General features: G+C 62.4%; 20 protein-coding genes. 7 read left to right on the top strand and 13 right to left on the bottom strand.

Annotated elements, in window-relative coordinates; translation table 11 throughout:
- Positions 1-55: 55 nt before the first annotated feature.
- Positions 56-1,498 (bottom strand): phytoene desaturase family protein, encoded by a 1,443-nt coding sequence (locus VXJ37_RS15590; RefSeq protein WP_331323937.1) that lies wholly within the window; start codon positions 1,496-1,498, stop codon positions 56-58.
- Positions 1,491-2,954, bottom strand: coding sequence for a glycosyltransferase family 87 protein (locus VXJ37_RS15585; protein ID WP_331323936.1), 1,464 nt, complete (start codon positions 2,952-2,954; stop codon positions 1,491-1,493). The genes VXJ37_RS15590 and VXJ37_RS15585 overlap by 8 nt, the downstream gene beginning before the upstream one ends.
- Here VXJ37_RS15585 and VXJ37_RS15580 point away from each other — a divergent pair.
- Entirely contained in the window at positions 2,953-3,129 is a 177-nt protein-coding gene (locus tag VXJ37_RS15580; protein ID WP_331323935.1) for a hypothetical protein, read from the top strand. The two genes, VXJ37_RS15585 and VXJ37_RS15580, sit on opposite strands and share 2 nt — an antisense overlap.
- A 372-nt stretch (positions 3,130-3,501) precedes the next feature.
- Here VXJ37_RS15580 and VXJ37_RS15575 read toward each other — a convergent pair whose 3' ends face one another.
- The 3 genes from VXJ37_RS15575 to VXJ37_RS15565 all read right to left on the bottom strand — a co-directional run bounded on the left by VXJ37_RS15575 (position 3,502) and on the right by VXJ37_RS15565 (position 5,880).
- Positions 3,502-3,636: a hypothetical protein gene (locus VXJ37_RS15575; protein WP_331323934.1), complete on the bottom strand. Its 135-nt coding sequence runs from the start codon at positions 3,634-3,636 to the stop codon at positions 3,502-3,504.
- Positions 3,637-3,790: 154 nt separating this feature from the next.
- A complete protein-coding gene (locus tag VXJ37_RS15570; RefSeq protein WP_141944834.1) occupies positions 3,791-4,375 on the bottom strand; it encodes a histidine phosphatase family protein in 585 nt (194 codons plus the stop codon).
- On the bottom strand, positions 4,372-5,880 hold the full coding sequence (locus tag VXJ37_RS15565) for a CCA tRNA nucleotidyltransferase (protein WP_331323933.1): 1,509 nt from the start codon (positions 5,878-5,880) through the stop codon (positions 4,372-4,374). The genes VXJ37_RS15570 and VXJ37_RS15565 overlap by 4 nt, the downstream gene beginning before the upstream one ends.
- 208 nt (positions 5,881-6,088) lie before the next feature.
- Here VXJ37_RS15565 and VXJ37_RS15560 point away from each other — a divergent pair, with 208 nt between their 5' ends.
- From VXJ37_RS15560 to trxA, 5 genes are all read left to right on the top strand, one after another.
- A complete protein-coding gene (locus VXJ37_RS15560) occupies positions 6,089-6,589 on the top strand; it encodes an NUDIX hydrolase (RefSeq protein WP_331323932.1) in 501 nt (166 codons plus the stop codon).
- A gap of 60 nt (positions 6,590-6,649) precedes the next feature.
- The gene (gene murJ / locus VXJ37_RS15555; protein WP_331323931.1) at positions 6,650-8,791 is read left to right on the top strand and encodes a murein biosynthesis integral membrane protein MurJ; all 2,142 of its coding nucleotides are present in this window, start codon (positions 6,650-6,652) and stop codon (positions 8,789-8,791) included.
- A gap of 153 nt (positions 8,792-8,944) precedes the next feature.
- A complete protein-coding gene (locus VXJ37_RS15550) occupies positions 8,945-10,666 on the top strand; it encodes an ABC transporter substrate-binding protein (RefSeq protein ID WP_331323930.1) in 1,722 nt (573 codons plus the stop codon).
- A gap of 223 nt (positions 10,667-10,889) precedes the next feature.
- Positions 10,890-11,846 carry a thioredoxin-disulfide reductase gene (trxB, locus tag VXJ37_RS15545; RefSeq protein ID WP_331323929.1) on the top strand — a complete coding sequence of 319 codons (957 nt, stop codon included), beginning with the start codon at positions 10,890-10,892 and terminating at the stop codon, positions 11,844-11,846.
- 40 nt (positions 11,847-11,886) lie between these two features.
- On the top strand, positions 11,887-12,213 hold the full coding sequence (gene trxA / locus VXJ37_RS15540) for a thioredoxin (protein WP_331323928.1): 327 nt from the start codon (positions 11,887-11,889) through the stop codon (positions 12,211-12,213).
- A gap of 4,316 nt (positions 12,214-16,529) precedes the next feature.
- On the opposite strand, the gene VXJ37_RS15535 is transcribed toward trxA, so the two are convergent.
- From VXJ37_RS15535 to rpmH, 8 genes are all read right to left on the bottom strand, one after another.
- Positions 16,530-17,819 carry a ParB/RepB/Spo0J family partition protein gene (locus VXJ37_RS15535; protein ID WP_331323927.1) on the bottom strand — a complete coding sequence of 430 codons (1,290 nt, stop codon included), beginning with the start codon at positions 17,817-17,819 and terminating at the stop codon, positions 16,530-16,532.
- Positions 17,820-17,885: 66 nt separating this feature from the next.
- Positions 17,886-18,968, bottom strand: a complete 1,083-nt coding sequence (locus VXJ37_RS15530; protein ID WP_331323926.1) for a ParA family protein — start codon at positions 18,966-18,968, stop codon at positions 17,886-17,888.
- A gap of 89 nt (positions 18,969-19,057) precedes the next feature.
- Positions 19,058-19,708 carry a 16S rRNA (guanine(527)-N(7))-methyltransferase RsmG gene (gene rsmG, locus VXJ37_RS15525; protein WP_141944819.1) on the bottom strand — a complete coding sequence of 217 codons (651 nt, stop codon included), beginning with the start codon at positions 19,706-19,708 and terminating at the stop codon, positions 19,058-19,060.
- A 16-nt stretch (positions 19,709-19,724) separates the two neighbouring features.
- Positions 19,725-20,288: a Jag family protein gene (locus tag VXJ37_RS15520; protein WP_331323925.1), complete on the bottom strand. Its 564-nt coding sequence runs from the start codon at positions 20,286-20,288 to the stop codon at positions 19,725-19,727.
- Positions 20,288-21,253, bottom strand: coding sequence for a membrane protein insertase YidC (gene yidC, locus VXJ37_RS15515; RefSeq protein ID WP_331323924.1), 966 nt, complete (start codon positions 21,251-21,253; stop codon positions 20,288-20,290). The genes VXJ37_RS15520 and yidC overlap by 1 nt, the downstream gene beginning before the upstream one ends.
- Positions 21,254-21,268: 15 nt before the next feature.
- The gene (yidD, locus tag VXJ37_RS15510; RefSeq protein ID WP_331323923.1) at positions 21,269-21,661 is read right to left on the bottom strand and encodes a membrane protein insertion efficiency factor YidD; all 393 of its coding nucleotides are present in this window, start codon (positions 21,659-21,661) and stop codon (positions 21,269-21,271) included.
- Positions 21,654-22,064, bottom strand: a complete 411-nt coding sequence (gene rnpA / locus VXJ37_RS15505) for a ribonuclease P protein component (protein ID WP_331323922.1) — start codon at positions 22,062-22,064, stop codon at positions 21,654-21,656. The genes yidD and rnpA overlap by 8 nt, the downstream gene beginning before the upstream one ends.
- A gap of 40 nt (positions 22,065-22,104) precedes the next feature.
- Entirely contained in the window at positions 22,105-22,242 is a 138-nt protein-coding gene (rpmH, locus tag VXJ37_RS15500) for a 50S ribosomal protein L34 (RefSeq protein ID WP_003800212.1), read from the bottom strand.
- A gap of 468 nt (positions 22,243-22,710) precedes the next feature.
- Between rpmH and dnaA the strand changes: the two genes are divergently transcribed.
- On the top strand, positions 22,711-24,132 hold the full coding sequence (dnaA, locus tag VXJ37_RS15495; protein WP_331323921.1) for a chromosomal replication initiator protein DnaA: 1,422 nt from the start codon (positions 22,711-22,713) through the stop codon (positions 24,130-24,132).
- Positions 24,133-24,635 lie beyond the last annotated feature (503 nt).

The following is a 24,635-nucleotide window of genomic DNA, read 5'->3' as shown; positions in this document are numbered from 1 at the left end:
CCCCCGGACAGCCGACATGACAGGACAGCCGGTCATAAGCCCGGGCCCTCGAGGCCTAGGAGAGACCCAGGTCAGGTACGGGCAGCTTGAACACATCACGCAGGGCGTGCCGTGCAGCATGCATTCCCGGCATACCGGTGACGCCTGGGCCAGGCGGCGTAGACGACGAGCACAGGTACACCCCCAGCAGCGGTGTCCGCCAAGGGACAGGAGAGACCACCGGCTTCTGGATAAGCCCCCGCACATCCATGATGCCGGCGCTGAAGTCACCGCCGATGTAGTTGCGGTTGTACTCGGCCAGTTGCGCTGCGGTGATGACGTGCGATTCAACCACCAGGTCGCGGAAACCGGGCGCGAAACGCTCCAGTTGGGCCACCACCTGGCTGGTCATGTCCCGCGTGGAGCCGGAGGGAACGTGGCAGTACGTCCACAAGGTGTGCCTGCCCGCCGGGGCACGGCTGGGGTCGAAGCTGGACGGCTGGGCCACGAGCACATAGGGCCGGTCGGGATGGCGTCCAGCACTGACTTCGTTCTCCGATCGCGCCAGCTCGGCCCGCGTGCCGCCCACGTGGACTGTCCCGGCGTCGGAAAGTCCAGGGGCCTGCCAAGGCACCGGCCCGGAGAGGATGAAGTCCACCTTGCAGGATCCGTTGCCGTAGCGGAAGCGCTCAAGCGCCCTCCGGTAGTGCCCCGGAAGCGAGTCCCGCGCCATGTCCAGGAGCCCTTTGGGCGCGACGTCCAGCAGGGTGGCCCGGGCGGCAGGGAGCTGTTCGAGCCGGTCTATCGGGGTTTCGGTGTGGATGATGCCGCCGTGGGCACGGATGTCATCCGCCAGTGCTGTCGAAATGGCCGCTGAGCCGCCGCGGGGGATGGGCCAGCCACCGGCGTGCCCCAGGGCACCGAGCATGAGCCCGGCTCCGGCTGCGGCCAGGGAGGGCAGATGGGAGATGGCATGGGCCGCCACCCCGCTGAGGAGGGCCGGCGCAAGCTCTTCCCGGAACCTGAGGTTCCACAGCCCCGTTCCCTGTTCCAGGGTCCGCAGGCCGTAGATGCCGGCCACCAACGGATTGCGCGGCATCCGGAGGAGCTGGTTCTGGGTGACGTCCATGACGTCGTCGATGTTGTGGACCAGCGGTTCCATTAGCCGCCGGTAGGCCTGGCCGTCCTGGCCAAGTCCCTCAGCGGTGGCATCCAGGGACTTGTAGGCCAGGGCTGCCCTGCCGCCCTCCAGCGGCGAGCCAAACGAGACCTCGGGGGTGATCAGTTCCACCCTGCGCGGCAGCTCGAAGGCGCGGAAGAAAGGGGAGGCCACGGCCATGGGATGCACGGCGGAACAGACGTCGTGGAAGTGCCCCGGCTGCATTAACTCGGTGGTCCGCGTTCCGCCGCCTATTTTGGTTGCGGCCTCGAACACCTCCACGGACAGCCCGGCCCGCGCCATCACCGCTGCCGCCGAGAGCCCGTTGGGGCCGGCACCTACTACCACCACATCAGGCATGGGACCTTGCTTTCACCGGAAGGGTTGGAACAGCGCGCCGCCGTAAACGCAGGCGGAACCGGTCAGGTGCGCCCGCGAAGGGGCCTCCGTGGGGATCGTCCACGTGGTGGCGCCGGATGGGGTCGTACGCGGGGTCGAAGATGTCCCAGACGACTCGTGCCATCAAATAGGCCACCGCGACCATGTGGGCGGCGACGGCCAGCACGTAATAGGGCATGTCCAGGTTGTGCTGGGAGGGGCCTGCACTGGTCACCTGCCCAAGGTACATCCAGATCGCGGCCCAATGCAGGGCTTCGATGCCCTGCCACACGAGGAAGTCCCGCCACCGCGGCCTGGCGAGGGCCAGCAGCGGAATCAGCCACACCACATACTGGGGCGAATAGACCTTGCCGGTGAGGATGAACGCGGCCACGACCAGGAACGCGAGCTGCGCCAGGCGGGGGCGGCGGGGCGCCATCAAGGCAACGGCGGCAATGCCTGCACACGCCAGGACAAACAGCCCCACCGACAGGATGCTGACGCCGTCGGCAGAAAGCCCGGCCCAGCCCACCCGGCCCGCCACCAGGTTGTAGGCAAACCAGGCTGAACTGTATCCAGCACCCCGCTCCGCGCTGTATTGGAAGAAGTAGGCCCAGCCGGAAGGATTGACTGCCACGAACGGCACGTTGACCACCAGCCACGCTGCAGCAGCAGCACCGCCTGTGACCAGCAGCGGCCGCCACCGTCCCGTTCGCAGCGCAAGCAGGAGTATGGGTCCCAGCACCAGCACCGGGTACAACTTCACAGCAGTGGCCAGGCCGATCAAAATGCCGGCAGCCTTCAGGCGCCCCCGCGCGAAAAGGTACATCCCCACAGCCAGCAGGCACGCAGCCCAAAGGTCCCAGTTGATGGTTCCTGCCAGGACAATTCCCGGAGCCAGGGCCACCATCGCCGCGTCCCATGGCCGCCGGCCGGGCATCCGCGCAATCACCAGGACCAGGGCCATGAACACCGCCGCCAGCAGCACGGCGTTGATGTCGAAGTAGGCCAGGGACCGGGCATTGGCGTCTCCGCCGGGGACCAGCCAGGCAGTGACTCCGGCAATCAGTGCGATCAGCACCGGGTATTCGAACTGGCTGCCGCTGCCCAGGATGGGAAAGACTCCCGCCGCCATTCCGCGGTTCCGGAACAGCTCCGGGAAATCCGAGTAACAGGTGGCATAGAACTGCGTGGGCGTCTCCCAGCCGTTTACCCGGCAGTAGCCCTTCAGCAGCAGCCCCACCAAGGCCGCCAGCGTGGTGAGGACAATAAGTACCCGCTCCACCGTGTAGATGCCGGGGGAGACCAGCCCGGGGGCCGCCCTGGTCCCAAGGGGCCCACCGATTAACTCTGTGAAGTTCTGGAGCAATGCGTCGCTGCGGCTGGGCACCACGATGCGGGACCGTGGTCCATCCTCCGCCGGCAGGGTCTCGTGCATGGGTTCGAGCTTACCGCCGGCCCCGTCCCCCGGGATCGGTGTCCCGCAGGAGCAGGGCCGGCTGTCAGCGCAGACCACCCAGCTGCTGGTGCATGAGAACGAACACATCGTCCCGATGCTGCTCCAGCCGGGCGCTGTTGAATGCGCCTCGAGGCTGCAGGGGACGGGACAGTAGTCCCAGGATTTTTCGTACCAAAGGAGGCACCTCCTCTCATAAATAACAGGCGCGTAAAAGGATGCGCAAAATTAAGCCCCATTTCTGGCGCAAAAAGGCGCGACAATATGGCCGTGGGAATTTCAGTGGGGGAATTCGCGGAAATTGCACATAGGCACAATCACGAAATGTCCGACCGCCGCGGTAAGCCATCGGCGGCATTACAGGGACGCCACACACCGGGTCCGCCTAAGGAAAGGACTATTCGAAGACGGGGCGGGGGCTATGCCAACAGCTGTGCCGTGGAGCCGGCGATGAAACCGCAATTTCCTGCCATGAGGGCAGCCGAGGGGCCAGACCCCTTGGCGTGTCCTGGCCTGGAAGCTGGTCCGGTCAGCGGCGCCAGGACACGTCCGGCTGGACGGCCGTTCGGCAGGACACGGAATCCGTCCTGGCTGCGCGTGCGGAATCAGCAAAGGCCGGGAACGCATTGATGATGGCATTCCATTCGCCAGTCAAAGTCATCATTATCCCAACCTCCTTTTCTGCTGTCCGCTGCGTTCGTTGCCAAGCGGTTCGGGACCCAGGCAGATCACCTTGGGGTCAGGAATAAAGGTACCCCAGGAATGCAGGGAAAGCCAGCAATTCCCGGAAAAACATATAAGGGAGCTTAAAAGAAGGTTTAGAGCCCCCACCGCACAATGGCCGGGGTCTTTTTGTCCCATCCCAAAGTGCAGACCTTGGCCGTCCCCAGGACAAAGTGCCGGCCTTCCGTGGGCGGCAATTCCAGCCAGCGTGCCGTGAGGATGCGGGAGAAATGTCCATGCGCCACGATCAGCACATTGTCCATTCCGGATTCCAGGACCCGGCCGATGATCTTGTCTGCCCTCGCGGCCACCTCGTCCAGCGTCTCGCCGTTCGGCACGCCGTGGGTCCAGATCAGGTAGTCGGGATTGTCCTTGCGGATCAGGTCCGAACTGATCCCCTCATAATCGCCATAGTTCCATTCGACGGCGAGCGGCTCGTGCCTGGCATCGGGGAAGCCGGCGAGTTCCGCCGTCCGCCGTGCCCGCCGCAGGGGGGACGTGAGCACCAGGTCGAAGTCCACGCCGTCCAGCACCTTGCGGGCCTCCACGGCCTGCTGTTCGCCTTCCACGGTCAGGGGCAGGTCCGTCAGGCCGGTGTACTGCCCGCTTTTGGACCATTCGGTCTCCCCGTGGCGGAGGATCCACAGCTGGGGGCGCGGGGCAAAGGCGGAATTGGTCACTTGGACTCCTCAGCAGGTGAAGGTTCGACGACGGCGGGAGAAGTTTCGGCGGCGGGTCCGGAAGGTGCCGATTCAGGCTGTTCTGCCCACCAGCGGAGCAGGCGCGCCTCTGCTTCTTCCGTGGGCAACGGTCCGTGTTCCATGCGCTCGTTCAGGAGGAACTTGTAGGCGCGCCCCACGACCGGACCGGGCTTGAGGTCCAGCAGGGCCATGATCCTGGCGCCGTCCAGGTCCGGGCGGACAGCGTCCAGGGATTCCTGTTCGCGCAGTGCCGCTATCCGCGATTCCAGGTCGTCGTATGCGAAAGCCAGGCGTTCCGCCTTGCGCTGGTTGCGGGTGGTGACGTCGGAGCGGGTGAGCCGGTGCAGGCGTTCCAGCAGGGGACCGGCGTCAGTGACGTAGCGGCGCACGGCGGAGTCACTCCAGCCGGCATCGCCGTAACCGTAAAAGCGCATGTGGAGCTCCACAAGACGTGCAACCGCCTTGGTGGTGTCATTGTCGAACCGCAGCGCCTTCATCCTCTTCGTGGTGAGCTTGGCACCCACCATGTCGTGGTGGCGGAAGCTCACCGCGCCGCCCGGTTCGAACCGGCGCGTCGCCGGCTTCCCGACGTCGTGCATCAACGCCGCAAAACGCAGGACGAAGTCCGGCCCGGGCACGGTGCCTTCGGCGTCCGTTTCCAGTTCAGCCGCCTGTTCCAGGACCTGGAGGGAATGCTGGTAAACGTCCTTGTGCCGGTGGTGCTCGTCGGATTCAAGGCGGAGGGCTGACACTTCCGGCAACACGTGCTCAGCCAGCCCCGTCTCGACCAGCAGGTCGATTCCTGTCCGCGGACGGGCGCCGCACACCAGCTTGACCAGTTCGTCCCGCACCCGTTCCGCGGAAATGATCCTGATGCGGTCCGCCATTCCCGTCATGGCGTCCCGGACGTCGTCGCGGACTGAAACCCCCAACTGTGCGGCAAAGCGGGCGGCGCGCATCATTCGCAGCGGGTCATCGGAGAAGGATGCCTCCGGGGCGCCGGGCGTGGCCAGCACCGATGCGTGGAGATCCCGCACGCCCCCGAAAGGGTCCACCAACTCCATGGAGGGCAGCCTCAGCGCCATGGCATTAATGGTGAAGTCGCGGCGCTGCAGGTCATCCGTGAGGGAGGAGCCGAACGCCACCACCGGTTTGCGGGAATCGGGATCGTAGGCTTCGGCCCGGTAGGTGGTGATCTCAATCTGGAACCCGGCCTTGCGCATGCCGATGGTGCCGAACGCCCTGCCGATCTCCCAGAAGTTGTCCGCCCACTTCTTGATCAGTGCAACGGTCTGGTCAGGGGTGGCGTCGGTGGTGAAGTCCAGGTCCGGGGACGTCCGGCCCAGGAACAGGTCGCGCACGGGACCGCCCACCAAAGACAGCTCGTGGCCGGCGTCCACGAAGCGCTGTCCGAGCTCGAGGACCACGGGATCCACGGTGAAATCGACAGTGTGGGTATCAATCTTGCGTTGTGCGTGCGACATAGTTCCTTAAGCTTGGCAGAAACCTGCGCCCCGGCAGTCCAAAAAGGCATCACGATCCGCGCTGATTGGCCTTCCCTTCCGGAAAGTACGTCATATCCCGTCCATGTTGGTGTCATGTTCCGGTCATCACGGGAGGGCAACAGTCGTTAGAGTGGACCTCATGGCCCATCCAGTACCGAGCGCTCCAGGCAGGAGGACAAACGCACCATTGCCATCGGCAATCGGTGCGCACGTTGCGCCTGCCCAGCAGTCGGCACCGGCGTCGCTGCCTACGGTGGAGGAAGTCTCCGCCGGCGGCGTGGTGGTGGACACATCCGACGCCGAACTGAGGGTGGCAATCATCGCCCGCCTTAACAGGGGCGGACGCCTCGAGTGGTGCCTTCCCAAGGGCCACCCGGAGGGCGACGAAAACAACGAACAGGCCGCGGTCCGGGAAATTGCCGAGGAAACGGGCATCGAAGGCGTCATCCTGGCGCCACTGGGCAGCATCGACTACTGGTTCACAGTCAGTGGGCACCGTGTCCACAAGACAGTGCACCATTACCTCCTGCGGGCCACGGGCGGCGAACTCACCATTGAGAACGACCCCGACCAGGAAGCCGTGGATGTGGCATGGGTGCCCATCCAGGAGCTGGCGAGGAAGCTGTCCTTCCCCAACGAGCGCCGCATTGCCGACCTCGCCCGCGAAGTCCTGCCCGGGCACCTTTAAGCCCGGACGCCGCCGTCGTCATTGCGGTGTTATGTGCGCACGGGTGAGACGATGAAGTCGATGTCAGCTACCAACTTCCCTTCCGACCGGTCCAGCCGGCCCGATGACGCGGCGCCCGACGGCATGCCCCCGGAGCCGGCGGCTCCGGACGTTTCCCAGCCCGCCGCCACAGGCGTGAGCGAGACGCGGTCCAGCGCCATCATGGCTGCCGGAACACTGGTTTCGCGCTTCCTGGGCTTCGGCAAGACCTGGATGCTCGGCACCGCCCTGGGCCTTGGCTCCACGGTCAATGACACGTTCATCAACGCCAACAACCTGCCAAACCTGATTTTCCTCCTGGTGGCCGGCGGCGTGTTCAACGCCGTACTGGTCCCGCAGATCATCAAGGCGAGCAAGGCTCCGGACAGGGGAGCGGACTACATCAGCCGGCTGCTGACGCTGGCTGTCCTGCTCCTGTTCGGCCTGACGGCGCTGGTCACCCTGGCGGCACCGGGGGTCATCGAACTGACCACCCAGGGCTACTCACCGCAACAAAAGGCCCTGGCCGTCACCTTCGCGTTCTGGTGCCTGCCTCAGATCTTCTTCTACGGCCTCTACGCGTTGCTGACGCAGGTACTGAACGCCAACGGGGCCTTCGGCCCCGCCATGTGGGCACCCATCCTGAACAATGTGGTCGCCATCGCAGGGCTGGGCATGTTCATCTGGATCTTCGGCACGAACGAGGCCAACGCCCACACAATCGATAACTGGGGATCGAACCAGACACTGCTGGTGGCGGGGTTCTCCACCATCGGCGTGTTGTCCCAGACTGCCATCCTGCTGGTCCCGGTTTTCCGGCTGAAGCTCGGACTACGGCCCAGGTTCGGCTGGCGGGGCGTGGGACTGGGCCACGCTGCCCGGCTCAGCGTGTGGACGCTCCTGACGGCCGCCGTCGGGCAACTGGCCTTCCTTTACGTCATGCGTATCGCCACCATTCCAGGCGCCGAACGCATCCGGCTGCAGGAAGCGGGGGACCCCTCCGCCTCCACCCTTCCGGGCAACGCGGTCCTTGAAGTGGCCAGCCAGCTGTACCTGCTGCCGCACTCGATTATTGCCTTGTCCCTGGCCACTGTGCTGTTCAACCGGATGACCCGTGCCTCGCAGGAGGGCAACCGTGCCGAACTGCGCGACGCCCTGTCGCACGGACTGCGGACCATGGCGGTAGCCACCGTGTTCGGCGCCCTGGCCCTGTTTGCGCTGGCCGGTCCACTGGGCATGTTCTTCTCGGGCGGCAGCCGGCAGGACGGCGTCATGCTGGCCCAGACGCTCACCATCCTGGCCCTCAGCACGCCCTTCATGAGCGCCAACTTCATGATGTCCCGGGTGTTCTATGCCAACGAGGACGCCCGCACCCCCTTCTACGTGCAACTGCTGCTCGCGGTGGTCTACGTGGTCGGTGCCTTCGCCATCCAGTTCCTGCCGGTAGGCCAAATCATCTACGCCATCGCCATCCTCTACATGGTGGGCAACATCCTCTCCGTGGTCATCAGCGCGTTCTTCCTCCGGCGAATGCTGGGCCACCTGGATGGCGCGCGGATAGCCAACTCGTACATCCGGATGGGCTATGCGGCCCTGGGATCTGCGATTGCCGGGGCGGGCGCGCTCTGGCTGATGGGCAGCTACAACCCGGATGGCTTCGCGTGGCAGAACCGGCTTACTGCGCTCGTGACGCTCGTCGTGGTCGGGCCGGTCATGCTGGCCGTCTACTTTGTCCTCCTCAGGCTGTTCCGGGTCTCCGAGCTCAGCGACATGCTCCGGCCGCTGCTGGGAAGGCTTGGACGCGGCGGCCGAGCCGCCGCTGTTGAAGCCGGGGACGCGCCGTCGGCCGCTCCTGCCAACGGAACGGACAGGGACGGCGGACAGCGTCCTGAACGTGCCACGACGTCCGTGGACACCGGCCTGATTCCCCGGATCTCCGGGGAATTTGACGCCGTCTCCTTCCGTGCCGGGCCGGATCCGGAGCGTGGTGGCCGCCGTACGGAAACGTACGACGCCGGGACGCAGCCCGGTGCCGATGCCGCCTACCTGCCGGGTGAGGACCAGCCGAGCACGGCACGGGGCGGCCTGCTCAGCGAACAGATTCCGCTTCCGGGGCGCCGCACCTATCAGGGGAAGGCCGGCGAGAACCCATATTTCAAGTCCCGGAGCCAGCGCAAAAAGTGACTCCCGTACCCGTCTTCTCCACAGCCGCGCGGGGCGGATCGGCTAGGATCGAACAGGTACAGGGGTAGTTGCATTCAGGGTGGGCCGTCCGCGGCGCCTGAACGGCGGTTGCATCATCAAGGCCGGCAATCCCGGACAGTCTAGGAGGAACACGTGTCCAACCCGATCGATGTCGGATCAGTACTGGGCGGCCGCTACAAGGTCACCGCCACAGTGTTGACCTCGCATGACCACGATCTGGTGCTGGACGGTGTGGACCAGGTCCTCAACCGCCCGGTCAGCATCCTGGTTGCCGGACCGGAAAACACCGAACAGGTTGCCCAGAGCGCCCGTGAGGTTGCCACCGGGGAACGCCCCGGGACTGTGCAGGTCCTGGACCTGGGCGTCACAGAGGATGCCACCTACCTCATCACCAACCACACGTCCGCAGCGGATCTGCTGGACCTGGTGGTCGCACCCAATCCGCCTTATGTGGAGCCCTTCTTCACGGACACCCTGGGCAGTGAAATTTTTGGGCAGCCGCGGTCGCACGAACCTGAGCCGTACGACGAGGAAGACCACGTCGAGGCGGGATACATCAACTACGCCGATTCACACCCCAGCCAGGTAGATCCGTACCCATCCGCTCCGCCCGTGCCGCCCAGGCCGGCCGATCGTCCTGCTGCCCGGCAGCCGGCTCCGCAGGTTTCCCCGCAGGGCCGTACCGGTGCCGCGGCTGCCGGTGCTGCCGCCGTTGGCGGCGCTGCGGCGGTTGGCGGTGCTGCAGCCTCAGTTGGTCCGGCTGCCGGCCCTTCCGCCGGTGCCAAGGCGGGATCCGGTGCGTCCCGGTTTGATCCCGACGCAACAGCCGCCCAGCCCATAGCGGAGGGCGCTCCATCGCCTTCCGCGCGGGGCGGCTCCGCAGAGGTGGACACGGGGCCCAACGACACGGCTGCTGCTGCCACCCAGGCCCAGCCGTCCGTTCAGTCAGCACCATCCACCCAGGCCCAGCCGTCGGCGCAACCGTCCGCGCCCGAACAGAAGCCGAAGGTTTCCCTGTGGTCCGAGGACGACTATGCGCAGACCCGGGACCAGGACCACTACGGGGACAATGAGGACGCCCCGCAGGAGGTACGCCCGGTCCAGAGTAAATCCGCGCTCTTCGCCCGTGCGGCAGCACCCGCCGCGGCGGGGGTCTCCTTCGCAGACCGCGATGATTACGACGACGACCACGATGAGCCCGAAAGGCAGCCCCGCTCCATGCGGTGGCTCGTAGGCGGACTTCTGGCTGTCGTGCTGATCGCCGGCCTCATTTTCGCCGTCACCAATCTGGGCAGCCTCTTCAAATCAGAACCCCAGGCCAACCCTCCGGCTGCTCCGGCCACCACCAACGCTGCGCAGGCTTCTGCGCCGGCAACGCAGGCGGCTCCGTCTAAACCGCCCGTAGTTCCGCCCGTCATCGAAAGCGTGACCCGGCAGGGTAATTTCGATTTTGCGGCCACCTTTGATGGCGACCTGGTCAAGGCGTACGACGGCAATGCGGCCAGCTACTGGTCCGACATGGAGTTCGCCACGGAGAACTGGGGTGGCTTGGCGCCGCAGGGCGTCCCGCTGGTGGTGAAGCTGAAGAGCCCGTCCACTATTTCGTCCATCACGCTTTCCCAGCTCGGGGGATCCGGCGGCAACATCACGGTTTACACCAATGACAAGCCGTCCACCGACGGCGCCAAGGTTGTGGGCTCCAACAGCTTCACCTCGACGGACCTCAACATGCCCCTGGCTGAACCCGTGCAGGCACAGTACGTAATTATCTCCATCAACTCCCTCCCCAAGCTGGCGGCTCCGAAAACCCGTTACGGCTACGGCATCCGATTGGCTGAGATCAAGGTCCAGTAGCCCTTCCTTTCCCCAGCACATATGACTGCAGCTCGTCACTCCTGCCGTGAGGTATACGCCGCTGGAATGTACTCTGGAACATGCGTCCCGCGGGGCCGGTCTCGTGCACTGCCGAGTGGTACACCGCGCCCGGGCGTTGGAATATTCACAACACGCACATAGTTGTCACATGTGCCCGGCCTCCACGGTGGGGCGAGTCGGATAAGGAAGAGGTTCACGGTAAGTGACCATCGAAGAAAAGACGGCGTCCGACGTTCGTGACGTCATCATTGTGGGCTCGGGCCCGGCGGGCTACACGGCAGCTGTCTACACCGCCAGGGCAAACCTTAGGCCTTTGCTGTTGGCTGGATCTGTGACCGCAGGCGGCGAACTTATGAATACCACGGACGTGGAGAACTATCCGGGGTTCCCCGAGGGCATCATGGGTCCGGACCTCATGGAAAACTTCGAGAAGCAGGCCGCACGCTTTGGCACTGAAATCCAGTTCGAGGATGTAACCTCCCTTGATTTGAAGGGCCCGGTCAAGACTGTCACGATCGCCACGGGGGAGACCTTCAGGACCAAGGCAGTCATCCTGTCCACGGGTTCGGCATACAGGGAGCTGGGTCTCCCCAACGAAAAGCGGCTTTCGGGACACGGCGTAAGCTGGTGCGCAACCTGTGACGGTTTCTTTTTCAAAGACCAGGACATTGCAGTCATCGGAGGCGGTGACTCCGCCATGGAAGAAGCCCTCTTCCTCACCAAGTTTGCCAAGTCGGTAACGGTTGTCCACCGGCGCGATTCACTCAAGGCCTCAAAAATCATGGCGGACAGGGCACTGGCACATGACAAGATCAAGTTCATCTGGAACAGTACCGTGGACGACGTCTTGGGAACCGACAAGGTAACCGGCCTCCGTTTGAAGAACCTCCTGGACGGTTCTTTGTCAGACCTGGCCGTGACGGGTGCCTTCGTCGCCATCGGCAATGATCCCCGTACCGATCTCGTCAAAGACGTACTGGAATTGACCGAAGCCGGGACCATCGCGGTGGAGGGCCGAAGCTCCAGGACAAGCCTCCCCGGGGTCTTCGCTGCCGGCGATGTGGTCGACCCAACCTACCGCCAGGCAATCACGGCCTCGGGCTCTGGTTGCGTGGCCGCCATTGATGTTGAGCACTACTTGGCAGATCTGCAGTCCTGACCCGGCTGCGCCGCTGTTATCCGAAGAGAAAGATAAGGTTATGAGCAACGCTAAAGATGTAACTGACGCGAGTTTCAGCACAGATGTCCTTTCGTCCGAGAAGCCGGTAATTGTTGACTTCTGGGCAGAGTGGTGCGGTCCCTGCCGCAAGCTTGGTCCGATTCTGGATGAAATTTCCGTCGAATATAGCGAAAAGGTCGATGTCGTCAAGGTCAATGTAGACGACAACCCTGCCATCGCCGCCCAGTACGGAATTACATCCATCCCTGCCGTCTATCTGTTTCAGGGTGGAGAAGTGAAGAACACGGTGATCGGCGCCAAGCCGAAGCAATTCTTCGAGAAGGAATTCTCCGACGTTCTGTCCTAATCAGCTTTCCCGCAAGGGGAGCAGGGTTCGGCATCGGACAAGAAGCGGTCACTTCCCGTTAGGGATGTGGCCGCTTCTTTGTTGTCACAGTCCGTTCCCCACTGCTGGACCGATTGGTCTGTAACCCGGTATAGGGGAGGAAGGCCACGGTTCGCTTCCGTTTTCGGTCCTGTTTCACGTGAAACGGAACCGTAGGTCCGGGCGGAGGCCGACTCTTCGACGCAATCAAGAGCCGGCCCTCCACGTCCATAAACTGTCAGGACGGCGGTGGTGCGGTGCGGAGCAACCGATGCGTTGCACCACCTGCGAAGCGCAGCACGGTCAGCAGTGATGTTATGCGGAGTTCTACCAAGTCGAAGCGCAAACAACGGCCCCATCCTTTATGGCCGCTCGATCGAGAGTTACGAGGAGTCCAATACCAGGCCTCGGATGGGCGGGTCATGTTTCACGTGAAACACCGGCACACGTAGCGTCCGGTCCTTGGAATAGACGCGCGCAACCACGGATAGGCTCGACACGTCCGGTAGTTTCGCGAATACTGATCTTCTCGCAACGATTTCAGCGGCACAGGGACTGAACGGTCACAGCAGCTCACTAACCACAAGCCTGCCCCACGCGGAAGCTAACACCTGTGGGGCGACCCCGACCCTAGCCCCCCCCAAGTCCTCGGCACTTTGACCGGCAGATGAGGAATCCATGGGTCGAAGGAGACCGCGGAAAGGGCATTGCAGCCTAGCTGCCCGCGGACACTCTGGATACGCATACACCTAACCTCCGCAGCCGATGCGCAGACGCCCTCATCGAGGTCTGCCTCCTGGGAAAACCCATAGTATTTCGGCGCAACATCCGTGCCTCGGCTTGGCCAGCGGGCGGCAGAGGCGGTGAATGTAAGCAGTATCTCGCCGTCTGGACCAGTGCAGCTCGCAGAAAGACCGGTAAGTGGCCCGACATGGGCAGCCGTCGTTAGAGCCCCGGAACTAACAGCGTCGACTGCAGTTCATACCCGATGGCCCTGCACGCAACGCTGAAACACGAACAGATGCATCTTGTGTCTCATCCCTGACAGCTCTGCAAGATCTACTGTTCGGAGGCGTCCCTCGTGAGCAGGCCAGTACCGAACGACATCAGCACCCGTTGTTACGTGTTCACGCGGTAACTACCCCTGCGGAATCGGGCCGCTCTGTCCATGCCCGGCAGGCAGGGGGATTGCGGCTCGCAGTCTGCACCCACAGTGCCCTCTGTTTCACGTGAAACATCAGCCCAAACCGCTGGGAGGCCATGTCCATATCGCGTCTGAGTCGGGGCGTGACGCCAAGTGTCCACCGTACTAAGCCTCCCGCTATGTGTGGCAGCATGCGGGGGTCGCATCCAATTCAGACTAGTACCAGTGGCCGCTCATCCCTGGTTCTTGTAGAGGATGTAAGAACAACGGCCGCCGACTTCGCGGCAAAGGGGGGTTAGGCCGTACAAGGCGCCGACACATGATCACAGGACCTGGAGCGATGTCGGCCCCGTTGCAAGGGAGAAAGACAAGGCTGACGATCGCCAGCACCGTGAAGCGACGGCCACCCACTCCTCCAACGGGCGCTTCGACCATCGGACGTCAGAGGGGCCGGCCACCAGGTAGCACCAGGGGATACGTTAGCCGGTGCCGAAGCCACTGCGAGGCAAGAATATAGACGACCTTCTCCGCTGCTGCTCTTAGCCGTGGTGACCCCATTGGCCCTAAGCCCCTCCCAGGACGGCCTAGCTGGCTCCACTTATCGGTGACACAGCGTCAACTATATCCACACTGTTATCCACAGGACCCGGCCGGCCTATCCACAAGGTTGTCCACAGGCGACGTCATGGGGAATCCTCATGCTATTTAGTGCCCAGAGCTTCCCCCGGAGGCACTGGTCGTGGTTTATCGCAGCGGGATCCGCTCACGCAAATAGGCGCTGGCGTTGCCGATCCTCCTCGTAGAGCGGCCAGCGCTGGTCTATTCACCCGGATAAAGATGACAACAAGCGGTCCAATTGGCAGGCGCACAGCTTACTGCCCCCGCTTGGCGCATTGTTTCACGTGAAACCCTGCCTCTTGGGTGACAAGCTGGCGGGGCGCAGGTGGATAATCCGATGAACAGCGCCTCATGATGGGGCCACGCCGCTGACGAATCCACAGAAACACCGGGTGATTATCCACACACTTATCCACAGGGTTATCCACCTCACCTGACGGCGTTCGATGTGTCCTTGTGGGCGTGATCATCGCGAAAGCCTTTGCCGGCATGTTATCGATGACGCGCACGCTCGGCGGCTTGGAAGGTCGTTGAGTGGTCCTGCGCACGGCACGTAGGCACATGTCAGCCCTGTCCGAAGTGGGCAAAGTTGCGAAAGGCAGGCGAGGGCTGGACGGGAAGAAATGACCGCCGAAAGAAACAGTGTTGGCTTACCAACAGAGGCCCGCATTCTGCCGAAGTCAGCAGCGACGGGGGAGCGTCGTCAGCTCCTGGACCACCCAGACACTACTGCCTTACAACCGCGACTCCATACACAAAGCTCCGGCCTCTGGGTCTCAGTGCTAGGCAACAACAGACGTAAAGGCAAGCCAAGGCAGATATGGAGTAGACGCAGTTACCCACCTCCCACATGGGTGCGTCGGTATAGCACTGCCAGCGGGTGGCACCGCCCAACTGCGCGAGTCCTAGCGATCCGTACCGCTGTCTTCGTCGCTGTAAATCGCAAAACCCTGGACGCCTACGGGTGGGGTTAGAGGTTCAAGGGGCGTAGATTAGCCAGCCAGCGGAAGTCACCAGGACAGCTGAGTCGCGGTCCCACCGGCACGCCTGGTCCCACGGCCCTCCACGCAGGAGCACGTCCCATTGTTGCCCATTCGACGTGAAACGGCCAGTTGCGGGGTTCCTTGCGTCACTGATGGCTGTGAGAGTCAGGTAAACCCGGGCGCCGGCATCGTGCCACTTCGCGCAGCGCCGCCCTGCGGACCGTTTCACGTGAAACAGCAACGCGCGCTACTACTTTCTCAGATGCTCATTGGGAAGCAGGAAGACCCGCTTCAGGGAGATGTGAGCACCCCGGACCGCGGTACAAGTGCACGTCTACGCGAAACAGAAACTTGCAGTGCTTCCTATGGCAAGGCCCACTGAAGCCCGCGAAATCGGGTACGCCTTGGGGGAGTCATCTGTGGATTGCAGGACAGCAAAATGTTTCACGTGAAACGGCGCATGCTCGTTGCAGGAACTACCCTGGACCAGCCGTCGGACATACCAGATCCAAGATTTCCCCCCAACACGATAGGCAGGAACTAACTTTCATCGTGATAAATCGGCACCGCATGATCACGACGCTGCACAGTCTGTCGGTGATCTCGGTGCCGTGCATACCCCAATTCGCAGCGAATCGCCCTCAGGACCTGAACCAACACGGGAAAGGTGCCGGCGAGGGCGTCAGGGTACGGATAGTCCTCCGGCGGTAATCGATCTCAAGACCTGACTCAGGCCGATATGTCACATGCGGCATGACATGCCCTGGCCGCAAGAGATGCATGAGCAACTCGGGGTCGCTTGTTAGGCATGGACGAAACGAAGACAATAGGAGACATACGGAAGGGACTGGGTAACCTCTGGGCGGCGGCGCCGAACGGGCGCAGATCAAGATCCGGGGTACTCGAAGTGGCACATCCAACACCGCGCCGCCAATCACAGGAGTCGACCGCTGGTTTGTCTTCGTTTATTCGGATGACTATCACGTGGCGGGATCCACGATCTGCAAGGAATCGGCATAAGTTGTGGCCGTGAGACCGGCGTAGAAGCCACAATTTGCTCGTGAATGCAGCCATATGCGTGGCTCGCGTTGTGCCTTATGCCCCCCGACGGGGGACAGTTTCACGTGAAACGTACGTGGACGCGGATCGGCACAAGGACGTTCAGCAGGATGGCGCATAAAAATGGGCGTGAACCCGGATCAGCACCAGGCCGCGGCCCCCTGAACGGTGAAGAAGCCGTACCGCTGTTATGTTGAAGGAAAACGCAAGTCTTCTCGTTCACGCTGTCGTGGGCGCGAGGGAATCGCAGGGTCTTCCCAATCTGCAGCGGCTACCTGTAGGGCTGCCAAGGACATGCGCACGGCATTGCAACTGCGCTTCAACTGCATTCACCGAAAACACGGAACAAGCGTGCACCAGCGGGTCTGCGCGCCTGCACTGGGCAGCGCAGCCATGAAGCCTGCAAGCACAAGAACCGCCGAACAGAGGGAACTCAGAAGGCAGTAGAGACACCTGAGGCCCCGTTCGTGGTGAACGGAGCCTCAGAAAGTGTACTAGTTGGTAGAACCAGGCGCTAGAACGTCCATGATGCGGTTCAGGTCCTCTACACTGGCGAATTCGATGCTGACCTTGCCCTTACGGACTCCGAGCGAGATCTTGACGTTGGTATCAAGACGGTCTGAGAGCGAGGACGCCAGGTAGTCCAGGCGTTCGTGCCGCGCACCCGGACGCGGAATGTTGTTCTTTGGGGCCTTGGCGGGATCCTGATAAAGAGTTACGGCTTCCTCCGTGGCACGCACAGACATGCCCTCTGCGACAATTCGCTGGGCCAGACGTTCCATTGCGGCGGCATCAGGGAGTGAAAGAAGCGCACGGGCGTGACCCGCGGATAACACTCCCGCTGCAACCCGCCGCTGCACGAGCGGGGGCAGCTTCAAGAGACGCAGTGTGTTGGACACCTGCGGCCGTGAACGGCCGATACGGTCCGCCAGTTGTTCGTGGGTGGTACCAAAGTCCTCGAGGAGCTGCTGGTACGCCGCAGCCTCTTCCAGGGGGTTCAGCTGGCTGCGGTGCAGGTTTTCCAGCAGTGCATCGCGGAGGAGGTCGTCATCGGTGGTGTCACGGATAATCGCCGGGATGGTGTCAAGCCCTGCAGCCTGTACAGCACGCCACCGGCGTTCGCCCATGACCAGCTCGTATGGCTCACTACCGGATTCGGTTGAGGTGCGGACAACAATAGGCTGCAGGACCCCGATTTCGCGGACCGAGTGCACCAACTCAGCCATGTCATCCTCATCGAAGACGCTTCGCGGCTGTTTCCGGTTGGGGTGGATGTCAGCCACGGGGATCTCGGCGAACCGGGCACCCGGAACTTCCACAAGCTCAACGCCGGAGTCACCGGACGTCATTTCCTCAACGATCGGCTCGGAAAGGCTCGGAACATCCGAAGGCTGCGCAACAGCAGGAATTTCCGCAGCCGGGTCCGCGTCCGCGGATTTGGTGCTGGCCGGCGAGGACTTACGTGCAGCTGTCTTTTTCACCGGAGCAGTGGAAACCGGCTTCTTCTCGTCACTGCCCTTTTCCGGGACTGGCTTGGAGGCGGCAGCCTTGCCTGAAGACGAACGGGCAGCAGGGGCTTCCGCATCCCTGTCCTCCGCCTTTACTGCTGCATCCGCGGTGTCCGCCGGAACCTGCTCTGACGGGTCCGTCTTTCGGCGGCCTTCAGGGAAGAACAAATCCACAGGCCGCGATACCGCCCCACTGTTCCCGGACCCATTGGATGCGGCGGAACTTGGAATCAGCGCGCCAAGACCGCGGCCTAGGCCCCGTCGCTTTTCGCTCATGGGTAAATCCCTCCAGTGGTAGAGCCGGGTACAGCCCGGCTCCGATGCGTTGCGGTATTGAAGATTCTAGCGTTCCGCTATTTCAGCAGCGGCTTCCAAATAGGACAGGGCCCCACTAGACGAGGGGTCGTAAGTCATGACCGTCTGTTGGTAGCTCGGAGCTTCGGAAATCCGCACAGACCGCGGGACGACGGCCGAGAGCACCTGGTCGGGGAAGTGCTGGCGTACTTCCGCCGCAACCTGGGCAGCGAGATTGGTGCGGCCGTCGTACATGGTGAGCAGGATGGTAGAAACCACAAGGTCAGCGTTGAGGTGCTTCTGGATCATCTCGATGTTCTTAAGAAGCTGGCTAAGACCCTCAAGAGCGTAGTACTCGCACTGAATCGGGATCAGCACTTCACTTGCCGCGCAGAAAGCATTGACGGTCAACAGGCCCAGGCTGGGGGGACAGTCGATGAAGACGTAGTCCAGCCGCTCCTCGCCGTTCTTCTCCCGCGTCTTCGCGTAGACGTCAATGGCGCGGCGAAGCCGCTGCTCGCGGGCCACCAGGGAGACGAGTTCGATCTCCGCACCTGCAAGGTGGATCGTAGCCGGGGCGCAAATCAACTTGCCAATATCGGGGCACGGAGCCACCACGTCAGCAAGGGGCACGTCGTTGATCAAAACGTCGTAGATGCTGTCAACGTCAGCATGGTGTTCGATACCCAATGCGGTGGAGGCGTTGCCCTGGGGATCAATGTCAATAACCATGACGTTCAGGCCCGCGGCTGCCAGGGCGGCCGCGATGTTTACAGTGGTGGTGGTCTTCCCAACCCCGCCCTTCTGGTTGGACACCGTGAAGATGCGGGTTTCCTTGGGGCGAGGGAGCTGGCGCCCCATCAACCGCTCACGGCGCTTGGTCTCGTGCGCAAGCTCCCTGGCAATAGGGCTGGAATCGTCGATAGCGTCGATGACGTTGGATCGACCCGCCGAGGTTGTTTCACGTGAAACCGCGTTACTTGGAGAAGAAGACGAAACCGCTTTGGGGTGATTTCCACCCCTCCCAGGTGCCATGGCGGTCCCTGCGAGGCCGGACCCAGCGACAGAACGTGCCGACCCCAAGGACACAAACGGCGGGATCCGTTGTGCGGAGGCTTCACTACTGGTCACTGGGGCACACTCACTCTCGTTCAGCCAATTTTGCTGCCGTTCTCTAGCCTAACCGCTCCGGCCTGCTGACAGCCGTCAGCAGGCCCGCATCAGGACTTCTTTTGGGGCTTGTCCACCACGATGCGGACCACTGTGGTGGGTTCTTCCAGGAGGTTGTCACCCACAGTGAGCACGGAGGTCTCCACGCCACCCAACTTGCGGATGGTTTTGGCTGCCTTCTCAATTTCCTCACCGGCGCTGCGGCCCTTGATGGCCACGACTTCGCCGCGGCCACCGAGCAGCGGAATGGTGAGGCCGGCAAGGTTGGTCAGGGCCGAGACGGCCCTGGCCGTCACCACGTCAGCGTCCACGTGACCCACAGCAAGCTCTGCGCGTGTACGCATCACCGTGACGTTGTCCAGGCCAAGATCGTCCACCACTTCCTGAAGCCAGATCACCCTGCGCTCCAGCGGCTCGATAAGCGTGAGTTCAAGATCGGGCCTGGCGATAGCCAGGCAAAGGCCCGGCAGCCCGGCCCCGCTTCCGACGTCGGCAACGTGGCTTCCCTGTGGGATCTCACTTTCGATGACCGCACAATTGAGCACGTGGCGGCTCCACAATCTGGGCACCTCGCGAGGGCCAATCAGGCCCCGTTCAGTTCCCGACGTGGCCAAATGCTCGACGTAGCGCTTTGCCAGGTCCAGGCGGTCGCCGAAGATTTTCTCGGCGGCGCGCAGCTCTGCTGCCGTGATGTCAACCATTATGGGCAAGCATTCCCTAGTCTGCGGAAACAACAATATGGCGTCCGGCGCCTTCGCCCTCGGACTCACTGACCAGTCCAAGATCGGCAACGGCGTCATGCACAATCTTGCGTTCGTAGGCACTCATCGGTTCCAGCGCGACGGACTTGCCGGTTTCCTTGACGGAAGCTGCGGCGTCCTCGGCAATCTTTTGCAGATGCCCGGTGCGCTCCTGCCGGTACCCATTGATGTCCAGGACCAGACGGGAACGGTTCTCCGTGGCAGACAGGACGGCAAGCCGGGTCAGTTCCTGGAGGGCTTCAAGGACCTCGCCGTCCTCTCCAACCAAACCTTCCAGTCCTTCAGCTTCATCTTCGGCCACGATGGAAATGTACGTGCGGCCGTTGCGGACCTCGATGTCGATGTCACCATCAATATCGGCAATGTCCAGAAGTTCTTCCAGGTAGTCTGCAGCGACGTCCCCCTCTTCCTCGAGGCGGCTGACGGCGGAAACCTTGGCGGCGGAAGCATCCTGGTTCACGGAAGCATCCTGATCTTCGATCTCTTCAGAAAGGGCGTGCTCGGTGCTCTCGGCAGACATTACTTCTTCTTCCTGTTCTTGCGCTGGGGCTGGACGCGCTGTCCCTTGATCTCAAGTGCGGCAGCCGCGGCGGCGTCGGCTGCTTCGTCCCGCTTGCCGCTCAGGACGGACAGCGCCGGCAGGCCCTTGGCGGCACGGCGTTCGGCAAGGGCCTTGGCTGCCGGGGAACCCGGCGTCGGCATGCGGCGGATGACGAAGAACTGCTGGCCCATGGTCCAGAGGTTGGTGGTGGTCCAGTAGATAAGGACGCCGATGGGGAAGTTGATGCCGCCGACACCGAACACGAGGGGCAGGATGTAGAGCATCATCTTCTGCTGCCGCATGAACGGGCTGGCCATGGCCTCTTCAGACATGTTCTTGGCCATGATCTGCTTCTGGGTGATGAACTGGGAGGCCGTCATGGCCAGGATCATCACGATCGAGAGCACCACGACGGCAACGTTGCCGGCACCGCCGTGCAGCAGGGCTGCGGACAGCGGGGCACCGAAGATGCTTGACGCGTCGAACTCGACAACCTGCTCGTGGCTCATGGCTCCGATGCCGGCACCCTGGTCCTTGGCCTGCGAGATACCCGAAAGCACCTGGAACAGGGCGAAGAAGAAGGGCATCTGGATGAGCATGGGCAGGCAGGCGGAGAACGGGTTGGTCCCGTGCTTCTTGTACATTGCCATCTGTTCCTGGGCCATGGCCTGGCGGGACAGCTGGTCGGTCTTGCCCTTGTACTTTTCCTGCAGCTTCTTCAGGTCCGGCTGCAGCAATTGCATACCGCGCTGGGCCTTGATCTGCTTGACGAATACCGGGATCAGCGCGGCACGGATAACCAGCACCAGCCCGATGATGGCCAGCGTCCAGGTCCAGCCGTTCGCGGCGGGCATGCCAATGCTGCTCAGCCCGTCGTGGAACGCCACCATGATGAACGAAACCAGCCACTTGAACGGGGCGATTATTGTCCCAAAGATGTCCATACTTATCCCTATTCGTCAGGCCGCACTGCGGCCTTCTTCATCAGTCCGAACAACCAGGTACCTGTCCGGATTGTTCAGCACAACAATTGTGGGGGTCCGGCCCTCGGGCCATTCCCGGTGCCCGGCGGGGACGTGGTCCACTCCGCCGGGATTCCATGGGTGGCAGTGGCCAAGGCGCCGGACTGCCAGCCAGCTTCCCTTGACGGCACCATGGACGGTGACCGCTTCAAGGGCGTACGCCGAGCATGAAGGGAAAAACCGGCAGACCGGGCCATACAAGGGAGAAACCACCTTGCGGTAGGCCATCAGCAGAAGAATGAGGATATTCCGGGGCAGGTTCCAGAGGAATTTCCCGACGGCGGCCAGCACCTTCCGGAAACGGGCGACGACGGCGGTGGCGTTAGGCACGCGTTGTCCCCTCCTGTGTTGTACCGGCCGAACCTGTGGCGGCAGCCCGTGAAGGGCGGCCGGCCAGCCGGGTCAGCGTAGAGCCCAGTGCAGCGTTGTAGTCCGACAGCAGCTGGTCCCAGCTGGCATTGGCGGACGCGGGAAGTGCCCGCACCACGACAGCGAGTCCCGTGCCGTGCTCGCCCAGCGAGGCGGCAGCTGCTTCCCTCAGTCTCCTCTTAACGAGGTTCCTGACAACAGCGTTCCCTACACTCTTGGAAACAATGAATCCGATCCGGCTCGGTTCGTCGGCAGCAATGGCTGCCGCATATAACACTACGTTCCGGCGCCCATTGCGGACACCGGAACGTACAGTTGTTGAAAAATCGGTTGAGGTCCTCAAGCGGTTGCGGGCGGCCAGCACCTTAAACTCGCAAAGGGATGTCTACCGACAAGCCAGTTATTTAGGCCGACAGTTCGGTGCGGCCCTTGCCACGACGGGCTGCCAGGATGGCGCGGCCGGCACGGGTACGCATACGAAGGCGGAAGCCGTGCTTCTTGGCTCGACGGCGGTTATTCGGCTGAAAAGTCCGCTTGCTCACGTTAGTTACTCCAGTGGATCAAAGGTGCGCCCACCCGATCAGTATGGGGAAGAACTGGCCGACGCTAAGTTTTGTATGTGCACGCTTACCCCGGGCTGCCCAGGCGCACTGCACCTGGAAAGTTCAAATGGGGCCGAAAAGCGGACACAAAGGACTTCACAACGTTAGGGCAATCCGATGCGCGGAGTCAAACCAGAGGGGCCGCGCCGGGATGTCCCCAGCTGTGCCTAAGTATCCCCAACAGCCTGTGGATGAAGTGGCTCACAAGGCTGTCTGGAGAACAACAGCGGTGTAATTATCCACAGCCGGATAGCCAGCTATCTTCTAGGCTTTTCATCACCTAGAGTGTCCCAGTAGCCGATTATCCACGGGCTGTGCATAACCCTGTGGATGAAGTTGGGCCAGGACCTGGTTCCGGACTTGGGCTGCAAACAACGCAGGCACGGCAAGTTTTGAGGGAACCGATTGATGACAGTAGACGAAGCCAACCACGCCAATACTGTCGGAAGTTCCTGGCGCCGGGTTGTCAGCCTGCTGGAACAGGACCACCGCGTTTCCCCACGTCAGCGGGGCTTTGTCATTCTTGCCCAAGCGCAGGGGCTCATTGGCTCCACCCTCTTGGTGGCTGTCCCCAATGAGCTGACGCGTGAAGTGCTGCAGACCCAGGTCAAGGATGCGCTCGACGACGCGCTGCACAATGTGTTCTCAGAGGACATCCGCTGCGCCATCGACGTCGACACTGACCTGGTTCCCATCCACGAGGAACCGGAACCCGTCGTCGAGCCGGCGTACGCGCCTGACCAGTTGATCGAGCAGAAGCCGCAGCCCATGCTGCCCAGCACTTCGCACGAATTTGGCCGGCTGAACCCCAAATACGTCTTCGATACTTTCGTGATCGGTTCCTCCAACCGGTTTGCCCACGCCGCCGCCGTCGCCGTCGCTGAAGCTCCGGCCAAGGCCTACAACCCGCTGTTCATCTACGGAGACTCCGGGCTGGGCAAGACCCACCTCCTGCACGCCATTGGGCACTACGCCCGGCGGCTCTACAGCGGCATCCGGGTGCGGTACGTCAACTCAGAGGAATTCACCAACGACTTCATCAACTCCATCCGGGACGATGAGGGCGCCAGCTTCAAGACCACGTACCGCAATGTGGATGTCCTGCTGATCGATGACATCCAGTTCCTGGCCGGCAAGGACCGGACGCTGGAGGAGTTCTTCCACACGTTCAATTCCCTGCACAACAACAACAAGCAGGTGGTCATCACCTCGGACCAGCCGCCCAAGCTGTTGGCAGGATTCGAGGACCGCATGAAGTCCCGCTTCGAGTGGGGCCTGCTGACCGACATCCAGCCGCCGGAGTTGGAAACCCGGATCGCCATCCTCCGCAAGAAGGCACTGAGCGAGGGCCTCTCCGCGCCGGATGATGCCCTGGAGTACATCGCGTCCAAGATCTCCAGCAACATCCGCGAACTTGAAGGCGCACTGATCCGCGTAACGGCATTCGCCAGCCTGAACCGCCAGCCCGTGGACGTGGCCCTGGCCGAGATGGTGCTGAAGGACCTGATTACCGACGACGGTGCGCAGGAGATCACGTCGTCCCAGATCCTCCAGCAGACCGCTGACTACTTCAAGCTCAGCATGGAAGAGCTCTGCAGCAAGTCCCGTACCCGCACCCTGGTCACGGCGCGTCAGATCGCAATGTACCTCTGCCGGGAGCTCACGGACATGTCGCTTCCCAAGATCGGGCAGGAGCTCGGTGGCCGTGACCACACCACCGTGATCCACGCCGACCGGAAGATCCGGGAACTGATGGCCGAACGGCGTGTGATTTACAACCAGGTCACAGAGCTGACCAACCGGATCAAGCAGCAGCAGCGGGACTCCTGATCCACAGCGCGCCCCGCACTCTATACCTTATTAACAGGGGCATGTGGATAAGCCTGTGGATACTTAAGGGGACAAGCGCGGTTAATGGGCTTAAAACCCTTAAGCCGTCTGTGGATCGTTAAAAATGCGGTTTCGCGTTGTCCCCATCCACACCCTGTTTAAAACCCAGGTAACGCACACACCGTGAACAGGGCTTAACCGCGGATCCGTGGGGCAGGAGGGGGTTATCCACAGTTTCCACAGCAGTTATTAACACTACGAATCCCAAAAAATTGAAATCCCTCAAACAACAAGATCGATCCGCCCGTCGTCAAGGGGCCTGCCGGCCCCAGGAAGGGACGGGCCTGTTCCTGGGGGATGGGTTAATCCCCGTTCTTCCGGCTAAGCTGTCAGCAGCGCTCCCATCCCTGGGTTTTCGTGTGGTTTCCGTCTTCATGGACCATGCACCAGCCGGGGTGCGCCCTACTTCTTCCGGAGTTTCCCTGCGAGATTCCCGGGTTTAC

The sequence above is a fragment of the Pseudarthrobacter phenanthrenivorans genome, from assembly GCF_036455295.1.
Taxonomy (GTDB): Bacteria; Actinomycetota; Actinomycetes; order Actinomycetales; family Micrococcaceae; genus Arthrobacter; species Arthrobacter phenanthrenivorans_C.
This window is presented reverse-complemented; position numbering and strand designations above follow the sequence as displayed.